This is a genomic window from Sorangium sp. So ce119 (assembly GCF_051524405.1).
In the GTDB taxonomy this organism is placed as follows: Bacteria; Myxococcota_A; Polyangia; order Polyangiales; family Polyangiaceae; genus Sorangium; species Sorangium cellulosum_G.
Genome location: NZ_CP150310.1, coordinates 1,896,620 through 1,912,666 on the forward strand (window position 1 = coordinate 1,896,620; position 16,047 = coordinate 1,912,666).

A 16,047-nucleotide genomic window follows, 5' to 3' on the forward strand; every position below is an offset into this window, starting at 1 on the left:
TCACGCGGCGCGGGCGCTCACTGCCCGACCACGCCCGCCGCTGCCGGCGGCTCTGGCAGGGCGAGCCCGAGCTCCAGCCCGAGGCCCGCGACGACCCGCACCGGGTGGGGCTGGAGCGCGAGGCTCGGGTGCACGGAGGCGTCGGGCTGCGTCAGGAGGAAGTCCACGCCCAGCATCGCCTTGAGGCGAAGCCGCTCGGTGATCGGGTACCCGAGCTCGGCGACCGGCGCGACGCTGACGAGCACGTCGGTCTGGGTCTCCAGCGGCGGCAGCTCCTCGGGCGCCATCTGCGGCCATGTCATCGGCGGCGGCGGCCACCGGGGGTAGGAGGGCGGCGGCGGCCACGGGGGGTAGTACGGCGGCGGGTAGTACGGCGGCGGCGTATCGCCCTTCCACGGCGGGGCCGCCTGCGGCTGCCGCGCGGGCGGCGGCGCGCCGCCCTGCGGGACGCGCTGGACGATATCGACGCTGGCGCGCGCCCCGAGCTGCAGGTCGAGGCCGAGCGGCAGCCGCAGCCGGATCTGGCCGGTGGTGGTCACCGGGTGGCGCGCGAGCTCGAACCCGAACTGCTCGTCGCCGATCGTGGTCGCGGGCATGAGCTCGTAGCCCAGGCCGAGGACGGCGCGGTCCACCGGCGCCCAGGAGGCGCGGATCGCCGCGGCGCTCTGCCAGGGCGCCTCGCTGCTGAAGTTCGCGCCGGTATAGCCGGCGAGGACCGCGACCGCGGGCAGCCGGACCGGCGCGCGGAGGGCTCCCGGCGGGGCCACGGGCGGTCGCGGGCTCGGCGGCGCGGCGGGGGCGGCGAGGGGCGCGCCCGGCGCAGCGAGGGGCCCGCCCGGCGCGGCGAGGGGCGCGCCCGGCGCGGGCGCAGCCGCCGGCTCGGGCGGAGCCACTGCTCCCGCCTCGCTCGCGGCGACCTTCACCTCGGTCAGCGCGGCGACGTGCCCCTCGCGGAGCTCCTCGGCGACCGCGCCGGCGATGTTGGCGAGCGACTCGAGGGCCGTCGCGGTCTGCCCGGGCACGACCGGGATGCGGCGGCCGTAGATCTGATGGCCGTCGCGCTCGACCACGTACAGGGCGAGCTCGCCCCTCGATCCGGCGTCGACCCAGAGCACGCCCCGCGCGTCCCACGCGTCGGCGAGCGCGCGGGCGTCGGGGAGGAGCCTTTGCAGCGCGGGCCGCGGCGCGCCGGAACGGACGATCTGGAGGCGAATTCCGAGGGGACGGATGTGGGCCGCGACAAGGTCGACGGCCCGCGTGTCGAGGCGGTCGGCGCCCGAGGAGGCGGCGAGGACGAGCACCGGCCCGCGGGCGGCGCGGGGCTCGTCCGCCGCGGCAGGGAGGGCGAGGAGCGCGCAGGCGACGGCGCTCCCGGCCGTTCGGGCAGCGCGGAGGGCGAGCGCGGACGACGCAGCCGGCACAGGCCTTGAAACTTACCAGTGTTTCCGCGGGGGCACCATCCCTACCTCCCACGGCAGGACTGGCCCTCCTGCCTCGCGAGAGCCGTCGAAGCGGCACCGTGGTTGAAGCAGGCGAGGAGTTTTCCTCTCTGTCTGTCCGCCGCCGTGGTGGTCGAGGGCGGTTTGCGCGCTGGCTCCGTCGATGAGGAGCGCACGCGTCTTCACGGTCGTGCTCGCTCCACGCGGGCGGCGCTGTAGGCTGCGCGAATGCCGGACGCCGCGCGCAAGCGCATCCTGCTCGCCCTCCTCATCGTGGCAGTCGTCCCCGTCGGCCTCATCGCCCGGTTCCACGGCGGTCCGGCGTGGCTGCGGAACAGCGCGGGTGCGGTGCTCTACGAGGTCGTGTGGATCGCCGCGGCGCAATTCGTGTGGATCTCCGCCCGCACCCACCGGCTGGCGCTGGCGGTGCTCGCCGCCACGTGCGCGATCGAGCTGCTGCAGCTCAGCGACGCGCCCTGGCTGTGGGCCGCGCGCAGCACCGTGCCGGGGCGGCTCCTGCTCGGCGGAAATGGCGGATTCGACCTGATGGACTTTCCGCTGTACGGCCTCGGCTGCGCCCTTGGCTACGCGCTCTGCCGGCCGCTCCGGGCCTCGCCATGAGCCGCCGCACCGCGGCGGTCGCGGCGCGCGCGCGGTTGCGACGTGCGCCGGGAGGGGCCAGGCTGGCGCTCGCACCATCCAGGAGAACGGAGGCGACGTCCATGACCGAGGCTCACCACACCGGCGGCTGCCTGTGCGGCGCGATCCGCTACCAGGCGCGCGGCGCGCCCTCGAGCACCAACCTCTGCTACTGCAACCAGTGCCGGCGACAGAGCGGCTCACCCATGCCGGCGTTCGCCACCTTCCCTGACGAGCGCTTCGCGGTGCTCTCCGGCTCTCCCGCGACCTATCGGTCCTCCAGCATCGCTGTCCGCCAGTTCTGCTCGACCTGCGGATCCGCGCTGTTCTGGCGCCGCGACGGGGCGCGGGAGATCGATATCTTCCTGGGCTCGATGGACAGGCCCAGCGATCTACCGCCCCCGTCCTTCCAGATCTGGACCGTGCACCGCGTCCCCTGGCTCCCGCCCATCCCGGGGGTCGCCGACTACCGCGGGAACAAGACGGGCAGCCAGAGCTGACACCGCGCCTCCGCGCTCCGGGCGCCTCGGCGAGCCGAGGCGCCGGCGCTCCTCAGGCGCCTTCGCCGCCCTCGGCGCCGCCGGCCGTCCGCTTGGCCTCTTCCTCGGCGATCTTCGTGCGCACCTCGTCCATGTCGAGCGAGCGCACCTTCTCGATCACCTGATCGAGCGCCGACGCCGGCAGGGAGCCCGCCTGCGCGAAGAGGAGGACCTTCTCGCGAAAGATGAAGAGCGTCGGGATGGATCGGATGTTGAACGCCTGGGCCAGATCCTGCTGCTCGTCGGTGTTGATCTTCGCGAACACGATGTCCGTGTACTTCTCGGAGGCCTTCTCGAAGACGGGCGCGAAGACCCGGCAGGGGCCGCACCAGGGCGCCCACCAGTCGATGAGGACGATGTCGTTCGAGTCGACCGTCTGCTCGAAGTTCGCCGCGCTGAGCTCTGTGGTACTCATCCGCGGAGCATAGCCTCGAACCCCACCCCTGTCGCCGAGCGGCCGGCCCGGCGCGTCAAGGCTGAGTCCGCCCCGTCTCGAGCGGATCCATCGGGAGCGGGCGTACCGAGCGGAATGCGATGTGCTGCCTAGGGGGCGAGGAGCAGCACCTTGACCTGGCTCGGCACCAGGCTGACGCCCGGCGAGTTGACCGAGTTCTGGAGCGTGACGCTCGTCATGCGCGTGGCGGGCGCGCTGCCCACGAGCACGGTGAACGCCGCCGTGACGTGGCGCGCGGGGCCCATCACCGTGTGCGAGACGACGCCCGTCTCCAGGCCGGCGTTGTCGCCGTTCGTCAGCGGCACCTGGGTCGTCATGTTGTGCGCCGGCGTGCACATGAACAGGACGTTGTACACGGCCGGCACGCCCATCGGCTGCGCCGACAGGTTGGGGTAGGGCACCGGCAGGTGCGCCGGCGGCGTCAGGCACACGTCAGGCCCGCCCAGGGCCATGCCTCCCATCTGCGTGTTCGCGAACATCGGTGCCTCCTGTCAGCCGAGGTGGATCTGCCCACCGTCGATCTTCGTGAGCTCGCCGCTGGAGACGAGCGTCGCCTGCGCCTTGATGTTCACCGCGGCCTTCGCGGTGACCTCGTAGTACTGCGTCCGCACCTGCTCGGACTCGGCGATGAAGCGGTACGCCCGATCGAGCCGCTGCACCCAGCGGTCCGCGATCGACTCGACCGACCGCGCGACCGTCTTCACGCGGTCGACCTGCGCGACGAGCCGCTCGCCCACGTACGTCATCGCCCCGACGGCGAGCGACCCCTCGCTCGCGGCGACGCGCACCTTGCCCGCGGCCACCGTCGCCTCGGCCGGCGTGACGAGGCGCACGCCCTCGCCCGCGGTCACCGTGAACCGCCCGCCCGGGGCGCTCACCTCCAGGTCCCCCTCGGCGACGAGGCGCGTCGGCGCGTCGCCCTCGCGGTCGAGCACCGCGAGCACGTGGCACCCGGCGTCGTGCATCGCGACGAGCACCCGGTCGCCGAGCGCCGGCTCGACGAGGCAGCTCACCGCGCGCTTCGCCGCGTAGTCGCCCGACCCGACGCGCACCTGGAACGACCTGTCGACCGACCCGATGACCGTGCCGACCTCCTGGATCGCGAAGGTCTCCACCCGCTGTCTCGCCAGATTGTCTCGCATCGTCTCTCTCTCCTGCTGTCGGGAGGGGCGTCCCCTCAGGGTGTCCAGCGCTCGGCTTCGAGCAGATCCGGGTCGTCGCCGAGCGCGGCGGCGCGGCTCGTGAAGACGGCGCCCGCGTCGCGCGCCTGGTGGAAGCGGGCGCGGAAGAGCCTCGCGCCGGAGAAGTCGGCCTTCTCGACGCTCGCGTGCGAGAGGTCGGCGTAGGTCAGGTCCGCGTCGCGGAAGCTCGCCAGCGGGCACGACGCCCGCTGGAAGATGGCCTGGTAGAGGTCGGCGCCCGTGAGGTTCGCCGCCTCGAGGTCGGCCTCGGAGAAGATCGCCTGCCGCGCCTTGAGGCCGGCCGCGGAGACGCCGGCGAGCCGCGCGCCGACGAAGATGCCGCGCTCGGCGTCGGCGCCGTCGAGCTTCGCGGCGGTGAGATCGGCGCCCTTGAAGCTCGCCTGGACGAGCCTGGCGTTCCGCAGGTCGCACCCGGCGAGGTCGGCGTCGATGAACTGCGTCAGCGTGAGGTCCATGCCCGACAGGTCCTGACCTCGCAGGCTGGCGCCGATGAGCGCCGCGAGGTGCATCGTCGCGCCGCGGAGGCTCGCGGTCGACAGATCCGCCTTGATGAGGCAGGTCTGCCTGAGCTTCGCCCCGTCGAGCACGAGGCGCGCCGTGTCGGTCTCCAGGAGCGAGAACCGGTCCAGGTTGGCCTCGCGGAAGCTCACCTCGTCGGCGCGCCCCTGGACCATGCTCCCGATCGTGAGGTTCACGCGCTCGAAGCTCGCGCGCGAGACGTCGCACCCGGCGAAGCTCGCGGAGACGAGGTCGCTGCCGTCGAGGCGCGCGTGGAGGAGCGCGCACTGGGTCCACACGGCGTGACGGGCGCGCGCGCCGGACAGGTCGGCGCCCGAGAGATCGCAGCCGTTGAACATCGACTCGCTGATCTTCGCGTCCTTGAGCCTGGCGCCGCGGAAGCTCGTCTTCTCGAAGACGACGCCCGACAGGTCGAGCCCCGAGAGGTCGAGCTGCGACAGGTCCTCCCCGGCGATGACCTCGCCCTCCTCCACCTTCGCGAGCAGCTCGTCGCGGGTCACTTGTTCTGCCCCGTGAACACGACGTGCTTGATGTGCGCGTCGGAGAAGGTGGTCCGCTGATCGCCCTTCGCGTCCAGCAGGGTGGCGCGGAAGAGGTTCGCCTTCTCGAAGCGGGCGCCGGGCACCTTCGCCTTCTGCAGCATGGCGTCCATGAGATTTGCGCCGGTCAGGTCCGCCTCGGTCAGGTCCGACCGCATGAACCGCGCGCCCTTGCCGCTGAGCTCCACGAGGCGCGCCTTCCGGAGGTTCGCCTCGCTGAGATCCGCGTTGTCCGCCGAGGCGCCCTCGAAGGTCGCGCCCTCCAGGTCGACCCCGCGGAGGTTCGCGCGGGCGAGCTCGGCCCCGGAGAAGTCAGCGCCCGGCAGCGCGGAGGCCGAGACCACGCGCAGGGCCGTGGCCCGCGCCTTCCGGAACGAGGCCTTCTCGCCCTTGAAGTCGACGAAGGCCGCGTCCTCGAGCTGCGCCTCGCCGAAGTCCGCGCCGGCGCCCGTGCACTGGAAGAACGTCGCCTTGCGCAGGCTCGCCCTGGTGAAGCGCGCGCCCGCGAGGTCGAGCTGGAAGAAGAGGACGTCGTCCGCCTGGGCGCCGCTGAAGTCCGCGCCGGCGACCCTGGCCTCCAGGAAATCGGCCTCGGCGAGGTCGGCCCCAGAGAGCTGCGCCCCCTCGAGCCACGCCTTGTGGAGGACCGCCTTGCGGAGGTCGACGCCGTCGAAGCTCGCGCCGGAGGCGCGCGCCTCGCCGAGGTTCGCCCCGCGCAGCTTGGCGCCGCCGAGCCGCGCGCCCTCGAGCTTCGCGCGCGTGAGCACCGCGCCGGTCAGATCGGCCCCGGTCAGGTCGCAGGCCGACAGGTCCGCGCCCTCGAGGAGCGCCTCGCGCAGATCGGCGCCCGCGAGGCCGAGCTCGTGGAGGTCGGCGCCGGTCAGATCGCGCCTGGCGAGCGACTCGCCGGCGGCGAGCGCCCGCTCCACCTCGGCGCGGAGCCCGGTCCGCGCGCCCTCGTCCGCGGGCTCGACCGGAGGGAGGAAGTGCGCGAAGGCGCGGTACGTCGAGCGGGCGCCCTCCTCGATCGTGCGCAGGTTCGCGGCGAACGCCGGGTCCGCGAGCTTCGCCTCGAGCTCCGCGAGCGGCGCGCCCGCCTTGCGCCCCGCCTCGGCGAGCTCGCGCAGGCGGGCCACCTCCTCGTCGGCGCTGAACTTCGGCGGTCCGCCCCCCTCGCGCTTGCCCTTCGCGACCATCTCGTCGAAGTCGATGCCCTGCTCCGCGCAGAGCTTCCGCGCCTCCTCCTCGGCGGTCCTGCGCTGCGACTCGGCCTCCTTCTCGAGGCCTTCGGCCTCGAGCTCCATCCGCTCGGTGTACTCCGCGAGCTCGTCGGGCTTCGGCTCCTCCGGCCGCTCGATCTCCCGCGGGAGCCTGTCGTCCGGGTTGATCCCGAGCATCAGCAGGGTGAGCCGCGCCTTGTCGAGCTCCCGCTGCGCCCGCGCGAGCGATCGCTGCTCCATGGCCTGCTCGCGTTGCAGGAGCGCATCCATGTCGCTGCTCACCTCGTCCGGGAACGACGGCGCGCCGGGCTCGGGCTCGGGCAGGAGCCCCTTGTCATCGAGGGCGTGGAGGTGCCCCTTGTCCTTGTCGAGCCGCCTCTCGACCACCGCACGGTAGTGCTCGACGGGCCTCGGCGCGTCGGCCCGCTCCAGGCCGGCGACCAGCAGGCGCACGTCGTCGGCGTCGTCCTCTGTCACCGGGACCACCCCGCGGAAGATCGCGACGCCGCGCTCCAGGTCGGGGAAGAGGAGCACCGTCTCCAGGCGCGTCGCGACCTCCCGGAGGCCCTCCTCGCCGCCCGTCTCCGCCCCGCCCCGCTGCCGCACGAAGCACCGGGCGCGGAGCCTCGGGACGTGCGTCTCGATGTGCGGCCGCCTCGGGTGAAGGTTCCTGAGGCTGACCGGCTCTCCTCCCTCGAAGTACTCCGACAGCCGTTGATCCTCCGGGGCCACCTGGAAGTACTCGGGGTCGAGATCCCGGGCGAAGCCGGGGAAATCCTGCTGGAGCCACTCGGCGCCGTACGTGCCCAGCCTGGCAATCCGCGAGGCGAGCGTGGGGTCGAGCGCCCCGAAGCACGCGGGCGGCGGCCTGTCGCCTGGCGACTTGAGGAGGCGCCGCGGGTCCTCGAGGTGGGGCAGGTAATGCACCTTGGCGCCCTCTTCGTCGATCGGCCCGAGCCCCATTCCCTTCGGGTTCAGCGGGTAGTCCGGGCCGCCGAAGGCGTTCTCCCAGACGAGCGGCATCTCGGTGATCGGCTCCGGCTCGGTCGGCGCGCCGTGGCGCCACCGCCGCTTGCCGACGACGGCGATGGACTTGTCGATGAGCGGCGTGTCGGCCGGGCCGACCGTCACGCCCGCGGCGAACGCCGGCCGCGGCTCCCCCCCGGGCGAGAACGCCTTGCCGAAGACGAGGACCTCGCCCCGCGGCTTGGGCATGCCCTCGTCGAGGAGCGCTTCCTTGCCGAGCGCAGGCATCACCCGCTGCCACATCGAGACCTCCGGCAACGGCGCCTCCGGGGCGTCGAGCGGGAAGAACACGAGGATCCCGACGCTCAGGTGATGGTTGCGCCTGATCGTGAGCACGCGCTGGAGGACGGACAGGCGAAGAGGCTTGATGACGCGCATGGGGCTCGATTCGTGGGTCGCTGCCGGAGCGCCTGGCGAGGGCCTCGGCGCGGGTGGACGCCGGCGCCGCGCCGGCGGAGGGGGTGAGCCGCGGCGAGGCTCACGCGACCATGAAGATGCCGCTCTTCTTGATCTCGGCCGCGGTCCGCGCCAGCGAGACCGCCCTGCTCCTGATCCTGACAGCCGAGTTCTCGTAGACGACGCTCTGGAGGACCAGCTCCGGACCGGACTTGACGGTCACCGTCGTACCCCTCTTGATGTCGATGTTGGCCGCGACGTTCATCGACGTCTTGACCCCCATGATGATCTCCGTGGAGAGGCTGCACGCCATCGACAGCTTGGCGCCGATCGTGAACTCGAGGGCCCCCGACAGCTTGGCGTCGAGCGTCCCGCCCACGACGACCGACGTGAAGGTGCCCTTCTTGTGCTCGTACGAACTGCCGTCCGTGTGCGTCTCGGCGTCGCTGTGCTTGAACTCCTTCGTCGTGCCGAACGTGTGCGACTCGAACGTGCCGTTCTTCAGATCGAACCCGTTCCCCTTGGTGATCGACGTGCTCGATCCGAACACCATGGATGTGACGCTTCCATGGGTGGTCAGGTTGAAGTTGCCGTGCCTCGTCGTGTTGTGGTCGCCCGTGATGGTCTCGTTCTTGTTGCCCTTCGCCTCGATGTTGTAGTGACCCTGGGCGAAGACGTTCACGTCGGCGGCCAGCGACTTGATGTGAACGCTGCCGGCCTCCGAGGTGATCGTCACGTCCCCCTTGGCCTTCTCGGTGAGCGTGCCCGCGGTGGCGGTCGTCGAGATGTCGCCGGCGGTGGCGGTCGTCGAGATGTCGCCGGCGGTGGCCGTCGTCGTGATGTTGCCGCCGGCGGCCGTGGTCGTGATGTTGGTCACCACGTTGCTCGTCCAGTCGGCGCCGACCTCGAAGTCCATGTTCACCCCGCTGTCGAGCAGGATGTTCCCGTCCGTCTTGCCGATGAGCTCGTGCTCGGCGTTGGGCGCCCCCATGCGCATGTACGAGTTCGCGTACGGCGTCGACAGGGTGATGCGCTGCGCCCCGGCCTGGTCCTCCAGCTCGAGGCGGTTCCTCCCGCCGGTCTGGATCACGTTCTTCGTGTGATTGCCGCTCGTCACCGGGCTCGGCGTCAGCACGTTGGGCACCACGCCGGAGATCACGGGGCGGTCCGGATCGCCGCCGAGGAAGCTCAGCACGACCTCGGTCCCCCGGCGCAGCGGGAAGTGGAACCCTTCGACGCCGCCGCCGTGCGGCTGCATCATGCGCACGTAGGTCGAGCCGCTGCCGTCGCGCGGGCTCGCCTCGTCGAACTTGAGCTTGACCAGGTAGCGCCCGTGGTCGTCGATCTGCGCGTACTCGCTCGACGCGGAGCCGTCGACCGTGCCGTTCTCGTACCCGTAGATGCGCGGCCACGGCGTCCGCGACTCGGCCCGGAACTGCGTCGCGGCCGGGATCGCCGAGACCTCGACGAGATAGACCTCCTCGTGCGCGAGCCCGACGAGCTCCTCGAAGTCGCTGTGCCCGGCGGACTGGTTGCCGTGGTGGCGCAGCTCGACCGCGAGGTACCTCGCGTTGAACCGCGCGCGCGGGTGGTCCTCGAGCTCGAACGTGTACCCCGAGCGCAGGTGGAGCCGCGCGCCGGTGGCCTGGTAGACCGCCTCGCGGGCGAGGTACTCCTCCGCGCGGAGCTGGGCCAGCCGCTTGCCGGCGTCGGCGCTGAAGAAGCGCTCGCCATGGAGGCTGATCTCCCCGGCGCCGTACTGGGACACCGGCGCCGCGCCGGCGAGCGGGAACTGCGGCCGGACATAGTCGTAGTCCTTGAGCTTCACCCGCGACGGCAGCGCCCCGTGCTGGCAGGAGAAGGTGCGGAACGAGGCGGAGGCGCTCCGGTCCTGGCCGGCCTGCGGGTGGTAGCGCACCGGCGCGCCGAGCGCCTCGGCGGGGTAGCTCTTGTCGTCGCAGAGGATGAGCTTCTCGCCGTCCTCGGTGTGCTCGAAATAATAGAAGATTCCTTCTCGCTCCATCCAGCGCGAGATGAAGTCGAAGTCACTCTCGCGGTACTGGCAGATGTGCTCCTCGGGCTCGTAGCTGCCGAGGTTGAGCTCGATGTCCGCGCTCGTGATGCCGTTCTCCTCGAGCACGAGCTTGATCACGTCGGGCACGCTCTTCTTCGTGAAGATGCGGCTGTGCTTCGACAGCGTGAGCCCCCAGAGCCGCGGCACGAGCACCGCCCGCAGCAGCGCGCGGCCGCCGAACTCGTGCACGAGATCGACGCCGGCGAGCACGCCGCTGAACACGTGAGGCGGAACGACGTCATCCTGGCGGTCGATCGAGAGGCGCGCTCGCGCTCCGACCATCTCCGCGAAGTTCGTGTCGTCCTCTCCATCGCTCGGGATCGAGAGGAAGATCTCGAGCCTGTACGGGCGCGAGATCGCCTCCACCCCGCGAAAGCCGACGACGCGCGCCGGGCCTTGCAGGACGCTCGAGGAGAACGTGATGAGATCGCTCATGACCGTGTCTCTTCCGGGGTGCGAGGTGATGAATGCTCCGCCTGGACGTCCCGAGGGGACGCGTCTCATGGAGCTAGGCGGAAGTGAGCGACGGAGTCAACGTTGTGAAGAAACGTTAAACTCGTCGTCAGGAGGCGGGATCTCGACCAAGGAGCGCAAAATTGCACCGCCCGACTTCGCGTTCGCGAGCGTGACGCCATAGACGTTGGCGCCCGTGAGGTCCGCTTCGCGCAGGTCGGCGCCGTCGACGTTGGCGCACGGGAGCCGCGCTTCCTTGAGCTTCGCGGCGCGCAGGATGGCGCCGGAGAGGTTGGCGCGCGCGAAGCTCGATCGCGGGATGTCCGCCTTGCTCCCGTTGACGCCGGCGAGGCTGGCCCGGTCGAAGACGGCCTCGGTGAGGCGCGCTCGCCGCAGGTCGGCGCCGTCCAGCGACGCGCCGTCGAAGCGCGCGTTGGCGCCTCTGGCCGAGGTGAGGTCCGCGCCGTCGAGCTTCGCCGAGCAGAGCTGCGCGTCGTCCAGCGTGGCGCGGGAGAGATCGGCGCGCGTCAGGTCGGCCGCGTGGAGACGGGCGGCGGTCAGGTCCGCGCCGCTCAGGTTGGCTCTCGCCAGGCGCGCCGAGGCGAAGTTGCACCGGGCGAGCGTGGCGCCGGCGAGGTTCATGCGCTCGAGCGAGGCGCCGCTCCAGTCGACGCCCTCGAGGTCAGCGCCCGCGAGCTCCAGGTCGTAGAGCGGCTGGCCGCTCTTCAGGCGGGCGATCACCTCCGCGCGCAGGCCGCGGGCCTCCGGCTCCGGCGGGGGCGGCTCGGCGGGCGCGGCCGCAGGGGAGCCGGCGGCGCCCGTGAGTGCAGCGTCGGCGGGCGGAGCGTCGGTGGGCGGAGCGTCGGTGGGCGGAGCGACGGCGGGAGTGGCGGCGCTCGCGGGCGCCGGAGCGAGCCTTTCAGCGGCGAGCGAACGCGGGCCGTCCACGGCAGCGTTGGTGTCGTCGAGCGGCGCGGGCGGCGGCGGCACCGTCGCAGGCGGCTGGGGCGCGGCAGCGGCCGTGTCCGCGGCAGCGGCCGTGTCCGCGGCAGCGGCTGTGTCCGCGGCAGCGGCTGTGTCATCGAGCATCGCGGGCGGCGGCGGCACCGTCGCAGGCGGCTGGGGCGCGGCAGCGGCAGCGTTGGTGTCATCGAGCATCGCGGGCGGCGGCGGCACCGTCGCAGGCGGCTGGACGACGGGGTGCGTCTCGTCGAGTCCGGCGAGCGGAGGCGCCAGCACCGCGGGGAGCGGCTCGGGCGAGGAGGCGTCGGCCCCGGCGCGCGCAAAGGGCATCGCGAACGGCACCGATCCCGGCGGCGGCTCGGGGCGCGGCGGCGGCTCGGGCGCGGGCAAGAAGGGCAGGGGAGGCGCCGAGGCCAGCGACGTCGCCTGCTGCGTGACAGCGCTCCAGTGCGGCTCCTCGGGCCCGAGGCGCGGCTCCCCGGCTGCACGAAGGGCAGGGCAGGCGTCGCGTGGAGCTGCGGCACCTGCTGCGTGACGGCGCTCCAGTGCGGCTCCTCGGGCCCGAGGCGCGGCACCTCGAGTCCGAGGCGCGGCTCCTCGGGCCCGAGTCGCGGCCCCTCGGGCTGCACGAAGGGCAGGGCAGGCGTCGCGTGGAGCCGCGTCACCTGCTGCGTGACGACGCTCCAGTGCCCGGCCGGGATCTCCACGCCCCGGTCGACGGGCGCGCTCGCCGCGTCGGCGATCACGACGGGCGCGAGCGGCCGAGCGACGCCCAGCGCGAGCCCACCAGGCCCGGCCGCGGCCCCACGTTCGCCCTCGATCGCAGCGCGCGCGTCGTTCTCGGTCGCTGGCTCGTCCCCGGTGAGCCCCGGCGCTGGAGCCGAGGGGGGCGGCCCCGGCGCTGGAGCCGAGGGGGGCGGCCCCGGCGCTGGCCTCGAGGGGGGCGGTCCCGGCGCTGGAGCCGAGGGAGGCGGCCCCGGCGCTGCCCTCGAGGAAGGGGGCGGAGCAGGGGCCGCCGTCGAGGGCCAGAGGAGGGGCCACCCCGGCATCTCGACGCCCGCGACAACGCGCATGCGCGCCGGCGCGTCGTCGGGCAGCAGCGCGACGTTTCCGCGCCAGATCACCGAGCAGCGCAGGCGGTCCGCGTCGATGGTCAGCGTGTCCGCGACGAGCTCGATCGGCTGCGCGTGCTCCTCCCCTCCCGCCCCGGTCCGATGGAGCCGCGCGAGCCCGCGCGCCGAGGGCAGGCGGGACCGCATCCACGGACAGCGGGGGTGCAGCCCCTGGAGGAAGATCCACTCGTCGCCGCGGAGGAACTCGATCTGCTGGTCCGCCGGAGCGGCGTGGAAATAGCGAAAGTCGAAGCCCCCATCGAGCTCCGGGGCCGAGGGCTCGATCGACCGATCGCGCGCGAGGAGGCCGCTCCTCGGGGCCCAGTGCCTCGCGATCGGCCCGAAGCCCGCCGGCCTCGCCGGATCGGTCGGATCGACGATGTTCGGCAGCGCCGCCCCGGCGCCCACGCCGACCGGGTTCGCGTCGATGTGCGGCCCGCCGTACGCGCGCTCGTACACGAGCGGCATGAGGCTGAAGGGACGCGGGCTCGGGGCCTCTCGGGTCCAGTCGCCGTGGACGTGGAGCACCTTGTCGAGGATCCAGCGACCCTCGCGGAAGAGCGCGACCCGCACCGACAGCGCCGTCGCGGTCGTGCCCGCGGGCGCGGCCGCGTGCCCGCGCACCAGGACCCCTGCGCTCGGCAGGTAAGGCGCTGTCTCACACGCCTCCTCGAGGCTGCCGCGCCCGTCTCGCGGCCGATCGGAGCCGATGAGGTCCGCCGGGGCGGCGAGCTCCGCGCTCCGGTCGGGCACGAGCGCGAACGTGGCCTTGACGATGACCGTGAGCCGCTCTGCGCCCTGCATGCGCCACCGCACGGCCCCGCAAGAGGCCGGCGTCAGCGCGACGACGGGGAGCGGCCAGGGCGTTCGCACGGCGTAACCTCGACTGGCCCGCGCGCCTTCACCGCCGCGGAGGGCTCTCGACGGCCGACGATACGCGGCGCGTCTCCCGGACGCAAGCGCGCGAGTCGACGGTGAGGGCGACTCGCATCGAGGTTCTCGAACACTGCGCGATGACGCTGTGAAGATCTTCCGGCGAGCAACGCATGTAGGGCGCTCGCGGGCGCGGTGTGGAGACCCGCAATGGGCGAGACCGCCGCGAGCGTCGATGTCGCGTCGTGGGCAGTGCGCGCCGACGATCCGGGCCACGGAGGCGCGCCTGATCCACGTTGTGTATCTCTCTCCTCTGTGCCCTCTGTGCCTCTGTGGTTCCCTCTCTCCTGGAACCAGGAACGAGCCCGGCCGCCGGCGAACCGACGGGAGCGGCGCGGGCGCCGTGCTCGGTCCGGCGCTCGACACGGGCCGCCCGTCCTGCGATCGTCGCCGGCGATGGACAGGACCGAGCGCCTCTTCGCGCTCATGGACGCGCTCCGGCGCCACCGGCGCCCGGTCACCGCGGCGCAGCTCGCCGAGGAGCAGGGCGTCTCGGTGCGCACGATCTACCGCGACGTGCAGACGCTGATCCGGCTCGGCGCGCCGATCGACGGCGAGGCGGGCGTCGGCTACGTGCTGCGGCCCGGCTTCTTCCTGCCGCCGTTGATGTTCACCGCGGAGGAGCTCGAGGCGCTCGTGCTCGGCGCGCGCTGGGTCGGCTCGCAGGCCGACGAGGGCCTCGCGGGCGCCGCGCAGAACGCGGTGGCCAAGATCGCGGCCGCCTCTCCCGACGACCTCCGCGGCCGCATCGACGACACGGGGCTCTGGCCCGTCGTGCTCGCGGGGTCCGGCGCCGCGCCGCAGCCCGTGCTCGGCCTCGTGCGGCAGGCGATGCGAACCGAGCGCGCGCTCGCGATGCGCTATCGGAGCGAGTCGGGGAGCAGCACCGAGCGCGACGTCTGGCCGGTGCAGATCGCGTACTACGAGGGCAAGCAGATCATCGCGGCGTGGTGCTGCCTGCGCGCGTCGTTCCGGCATTTTCGCGCCGATCGCATCGCCGGCCTCGCGCTCACCGCGCAGCCCTACGGCAAGCCGCGCCGGACGCTGACGAAGGAGTGGCGTCAGGCCTGGGAGCGCGGCGGCGGCGCGCCGGCGTGAGGCCGGCGAGGGCGCGGCGCGATCGCGTCGCGCGCGTTGCTGCCACGGGTTGTCAGGAGGGGTGGCGCAGGCTGGTGGGTGCGACGGCCGCCGGGGAGCCCACGACGCTCCGGGCGCCGTTCACCGTCTCCAGGCGCTGAATCCGCGCCTCGAGGCGTCGAGCACAACCGCCGAGAGGCCGCCGGGACATCGGCGGTGTTTACAAAGGTACAGGAAAAATTCATGAAGATCCTTGTCACAGGCGCGACCGGCACCGTCGGCCGCGAGATCGTCAAGCAGCTCGCCGAGGGCGGTCACCATGTCCGCGCGCTGAGCCGCAACCCGGGCAGGGTGAAGTTCCCCGCGGGCGTCGAGGCCGTGGCCGGCGATCTGGCCGCGCCGGAGACGTTCGCGGCAGCCTTCGAGGGCGTCGAGGCGCTGCACCTGATCAACTTCGGCGGCGACGATTACGCGCCGCTGCAGACCGGGGAGCAGATCGTCGCGCTCGCCAGGCGAGCGGGGGTGCGCCGGATCTCGGTGCTGCTCGGCGGATCGTCCGCCCCGCTCGACGCGGCGGTGGCGTCCAGCGGCGTCGACGCGACCTTCCTTCAGCCGGTGGAGTTCATGGCGAATCACCTCGAATGGGCGGCGTCGATCCGCAGCGAGGGGGTGGTACGAGAGCCGTTCTGCGATCGGCTGAGCGCGGCGGTCCACGAGGCCGACATCGCCGCGGTCGCGGTCGCGGCGCTGACGCAGGGCGGCCACGCGGGCAAGACGTACACCCTCACCGGGCCGGAAGTGCTGAGTCTGCGCCGGAAGATCGAGCTCCTCGCCGCCGCCGCAGGTCGCGAGATCAAGCTCGTCGAGCTGACCGAGCAGCAGGCGCGGGAGCGGTGGGCGGCGGCGGGGTTCTCGCCGGAGGCCATCGAGTTCTTCGTCGAGATCTACGGGAACACGCCGGAGATCGGCAAAACCGTCGTCCCGACGGTCGAGCAGGTGACAGGGCGGCCGGCGCGCACGTTCGCGCAGTGGGCGGCGGAGCACGCGGCGGCGTTCGCGGCGTAGGGTGAGCAGCTCTCTCGGGCCCAGCCCCTGAGGAATCCGCTCATTTTTGCAGCCACTTTCGGCGGGAAAATTGAACAGGGAGACAGGGGGTATTTGAGGATCGTCTCCCCGTCTCCCCGTCTCCCCGCCTCCCTGTTCAATTTTCTTTCGAGGAATTCGAGGGGATGCCTCGGGTCCAGCCCTCTCCGCGAAAGGAGAGAGGCTGGACCTCCCGGCGCTGGATTGCGTGGAGTCCGCTGAAACCAGCGTGCCCGCGCTCGGCGCTGGATTGCGCGGAGTCTGCTCTGAGCAGCTCGGACGGTCAGCTTGCCGTGGTGAGAGGTCGACTTCATAGACTCACGCGGAGCCCCGTGATGGGGTTTCCGTGCTGCCGAACTGTCGATTCACCCTGGAGAAG

Annotated in this window: 13 protein-coding genes; 4 read left to right on the plus strand and 9 right to left on the minus strand. The window is 72.6% G+C overall.

Translation table 11 applies throughout. The features are described from left to right. Window positions 1–17 precede the first annotated feature (17 nt). Window positions 18–1,421 carry a hypothetical protein gene (locus tag WME76_RS07535; protein WP_437959502.1) on the minus strand — a complete coding sequence of 468 codons (1,404 nt, stop codon included), beginning with the start codon at window positions 1,419–1,421 and terminating at the stop codon, window positions 18–20. 246 nt (window positions 1,422–1,667) lie between these two features. Here WME76_RS07535 and WME76_RS07540 point away from each other — a divergent pair, with 246 nt between their 5' ends. Next, complete coding sequence (locus WME76_RS07540) at window positions 1,668–2,060, plus strand: DUF2809 domain-containing protein (RefSeq protein ID WP_437959503.1); 393 nt, start codon at window positions 1,668–1,670, stop codon at window positions 2,058–2,060. Between the two features lie 101 nt (window positions 2,061–2,161). Then, a complete protein-coding gene (locus WME76_RS07545; RefSeq protein WP_437959504.1) occupies window positions 2,162–2,578 on the plus strand; it encodes a GFA family protein in 417 nt (138 codons plus the stop codon). Window positions 2,579–2,630: 52 nt separating this feature from the next. Here WME76_RS07545 and trxA read toward each other — a convergent pair whose 3' ends face one another. The 8 genes from trxA to WME76_RS07585 form a co-directional block, all read right to left on the minus strand. Beyond that, on the minus strand, window positions 2,631–3,032 hold the full coding sequence (trxA, locus tag WME76_RS07550; RefSeq protein ID WP_437959505.1) for a thioredoxin: 402 nt from the start codon (window positions 3,030–3,032) through the stop codon (window positions 2,631–2,633). A 128-nt stretch (window positions 3,033–3,160) separates the two neighbouring features. Then, window positions 3,161–3,550 carry a DUF4150 domain-containing protein gene (locus tag WME76_RS07555; RefSeq protein ID WP_437959506.1) on the minus strand — a complete coding sequence of 130 codons (390 nt, stop codon included), beginning with the start codon at window positions 3,548–3,550 and terminating at the stop codon, window positions 3,161–3,163. A 12-nt stretch (window positions 3,551–3,562) separates the two neighbouring features. Further along, window positions 3,563–4,213, minus strand: a complete 651-nt coding sequence (locus tag WME76_RS07560) for a DUF3540 domain-containing protein (RefSeq protein ID WP_437959507.1) — start codon at window positions 4,211–4,213, stop codon at window positions 3,563–3,565. Between the two features lie 35 nt (window positions 4,214–4,248). Continuing rightward, window positions 4,249–5,292, minus strand: a complete 1,044-nt coding sequence (locus tag WME76_RS07565) for a pentapeptide repeat-containing protein (protein WP_437959508.1) — start codon at window positions 5,290–5,292, stop codon at window positions 4,249–4,251. Continuing rightward, entirely contained in the window at window positions 5,289–7,955 is a 2,667-nt protein-coding gene (locus WME76_RS07570; protein ID WP_437959509.1) for a DUF2169 domain-containing protein, read from the minus strand. The genes WME76_RS07565 and WME76_RS07570 overlap by 4 nt, the downstream gene beginning before the upstream one ends. 100 nt (window positions 7,956–8,055) lie before the next feature. Then, window positions 8,056–10,482 carry a type VI secretion system Vgr family protein gene (locus WME76_RS07575; RefSeq protein ID WP_437959510.1) on the minus strand — a complete coding sequence of 809 codons (2,427 nt, stop codon included), beginning with the start codon at window positions 10,480–10,482 and terminating at the stop codon, window positions 8,056–8,058. Window positions 10,483–10,578: 96 nt separating this feature from the next. Next, window positions 10,579–11,241 (minus strand): pentapeptide repeat-containing protein, encoded by a 663-nt coding sequence (locus WME76_RS07580; protein ID WP_437959511.1) that lies wholly within the window; start codon window positions 11,239–11,241, stop codon window positions 10,579–10,581. Continuing rightward, window positions 11,238–13,448 (minus strand): DUF2169 family type VI secretion system accessory protein, encoded by a 2,211-nt coding sequence (locus tag WME76_RS07585; RefSeq protein WP_437959512.1) that lies wholly within the window; start codon window positions 13,446–13,448, stop codon window positions 11,238–11,240. The genes WME76_RS07580 and WME76_RS07585 overlap by 4 nt, the downstream gene beginning before the upstream one ends. 456 nt (window positions 13,449–13,904) lie before the next feature. Here WME76_RS07585 and WME76_RS07590 point away from each other — a divergent pair, with 456 nt between their 5' ends. Further along, window positions 13,905–14,606 carry a helix-turn-helix transcriptional regulator gene (locus WME76_RS07590; protein ID WP_437959513.1) on the plus strand — a complete coding sequence of 234 codons (702 nt, stop codon included), beginning with the start codon at window positions 13,905–13,907 and terminating at the stop codon, window positions 14,604–14,606. Between the two features lie 222 nt (window positions 14,607–14,828). After that, window positions 14,829–15,650, plus strand: a complete 822-nt coding sequence (locus tag WME76_RS07595; RefSeq protein WP_437959514.1) for an NAD(P)H-binding protein — start codon at window positions 14,829–14,831, stop codon at window positions 15,648–15,650. Window positions 15,651–16,047 lie beyond the last annotated feature (397 nt).

What these genes read in the sequence shown, in the direction of transcription:
- WME76_RS07570 (WP_437959509.1), bottom strand. Translation starts at nt 7,955, where the DNA reads ATGCGCGTCATCAAGCCTCTTCGCCTGTCCGTCCTCCAGCGCGTGCTC.
- WME76_RS07555 (WP_437959506.1), bottom strand. Translation starts at nt 3,550, where the DNA reads ATGTTCGCGAACACGCAGATGGGAGGCATGGCCCTGGGCGGGCCTGAC.
- WME76_RS07575 (WP_437959510.1), bottom strand. Translation starts at nt 10,482, where the DNA reads ATGAGCGATCTCATCACGTTCTCCTCGAGCGTCCTGCAAGGCCCGGCG.
- WME76_RS07560 (WP_437959507.1), bottom strand. Translation starts at nt 4,213, where the DNA reads ATGCGAGACAATCTGGCGAGACAGCGGGTGGAGACCTTCGCGATCCAG.
- WME76_RS07545 (WP_437959504.1), top strand. Translation starts at nt 2,162, where the DNA reads ATGACCGAGGCTCACCACACCGGCGGCTGCCTGTGCGGCGCGATCCGC.
- trxA (WP_437959505.1), bottom strand. Translation starts at nt 3,032, where the DNA reads ATGAGTACCACAGAGCTCAGCGCGGCGAACTTCGAGCAGACGGTCGAC.
- WME76_RS07595 (WP_437959514.1), top strand. Translation starts at nt 14,829, where the DNA reads ATGAAGATCCTTGTCACAGGCGCGACCGGCACCGTCGGCCGCGAGATC.
- WME76_RS07590 (WP_437959513.1), top strand. Translation starts at nt 13,905, where the DNA reads ATGGACAGGACCGAGCGCCTCTTCGCGCTCATGGACGCGCTCCGGCGC.
- WME76_RS07540 (WP_437959503.1), top strand. Translation starts at nt 1,668, where the DNA reads ATGCCGGACGCCGCGCGCAAGCGCATCCTGCTCGCCCTCCTCATCGTG.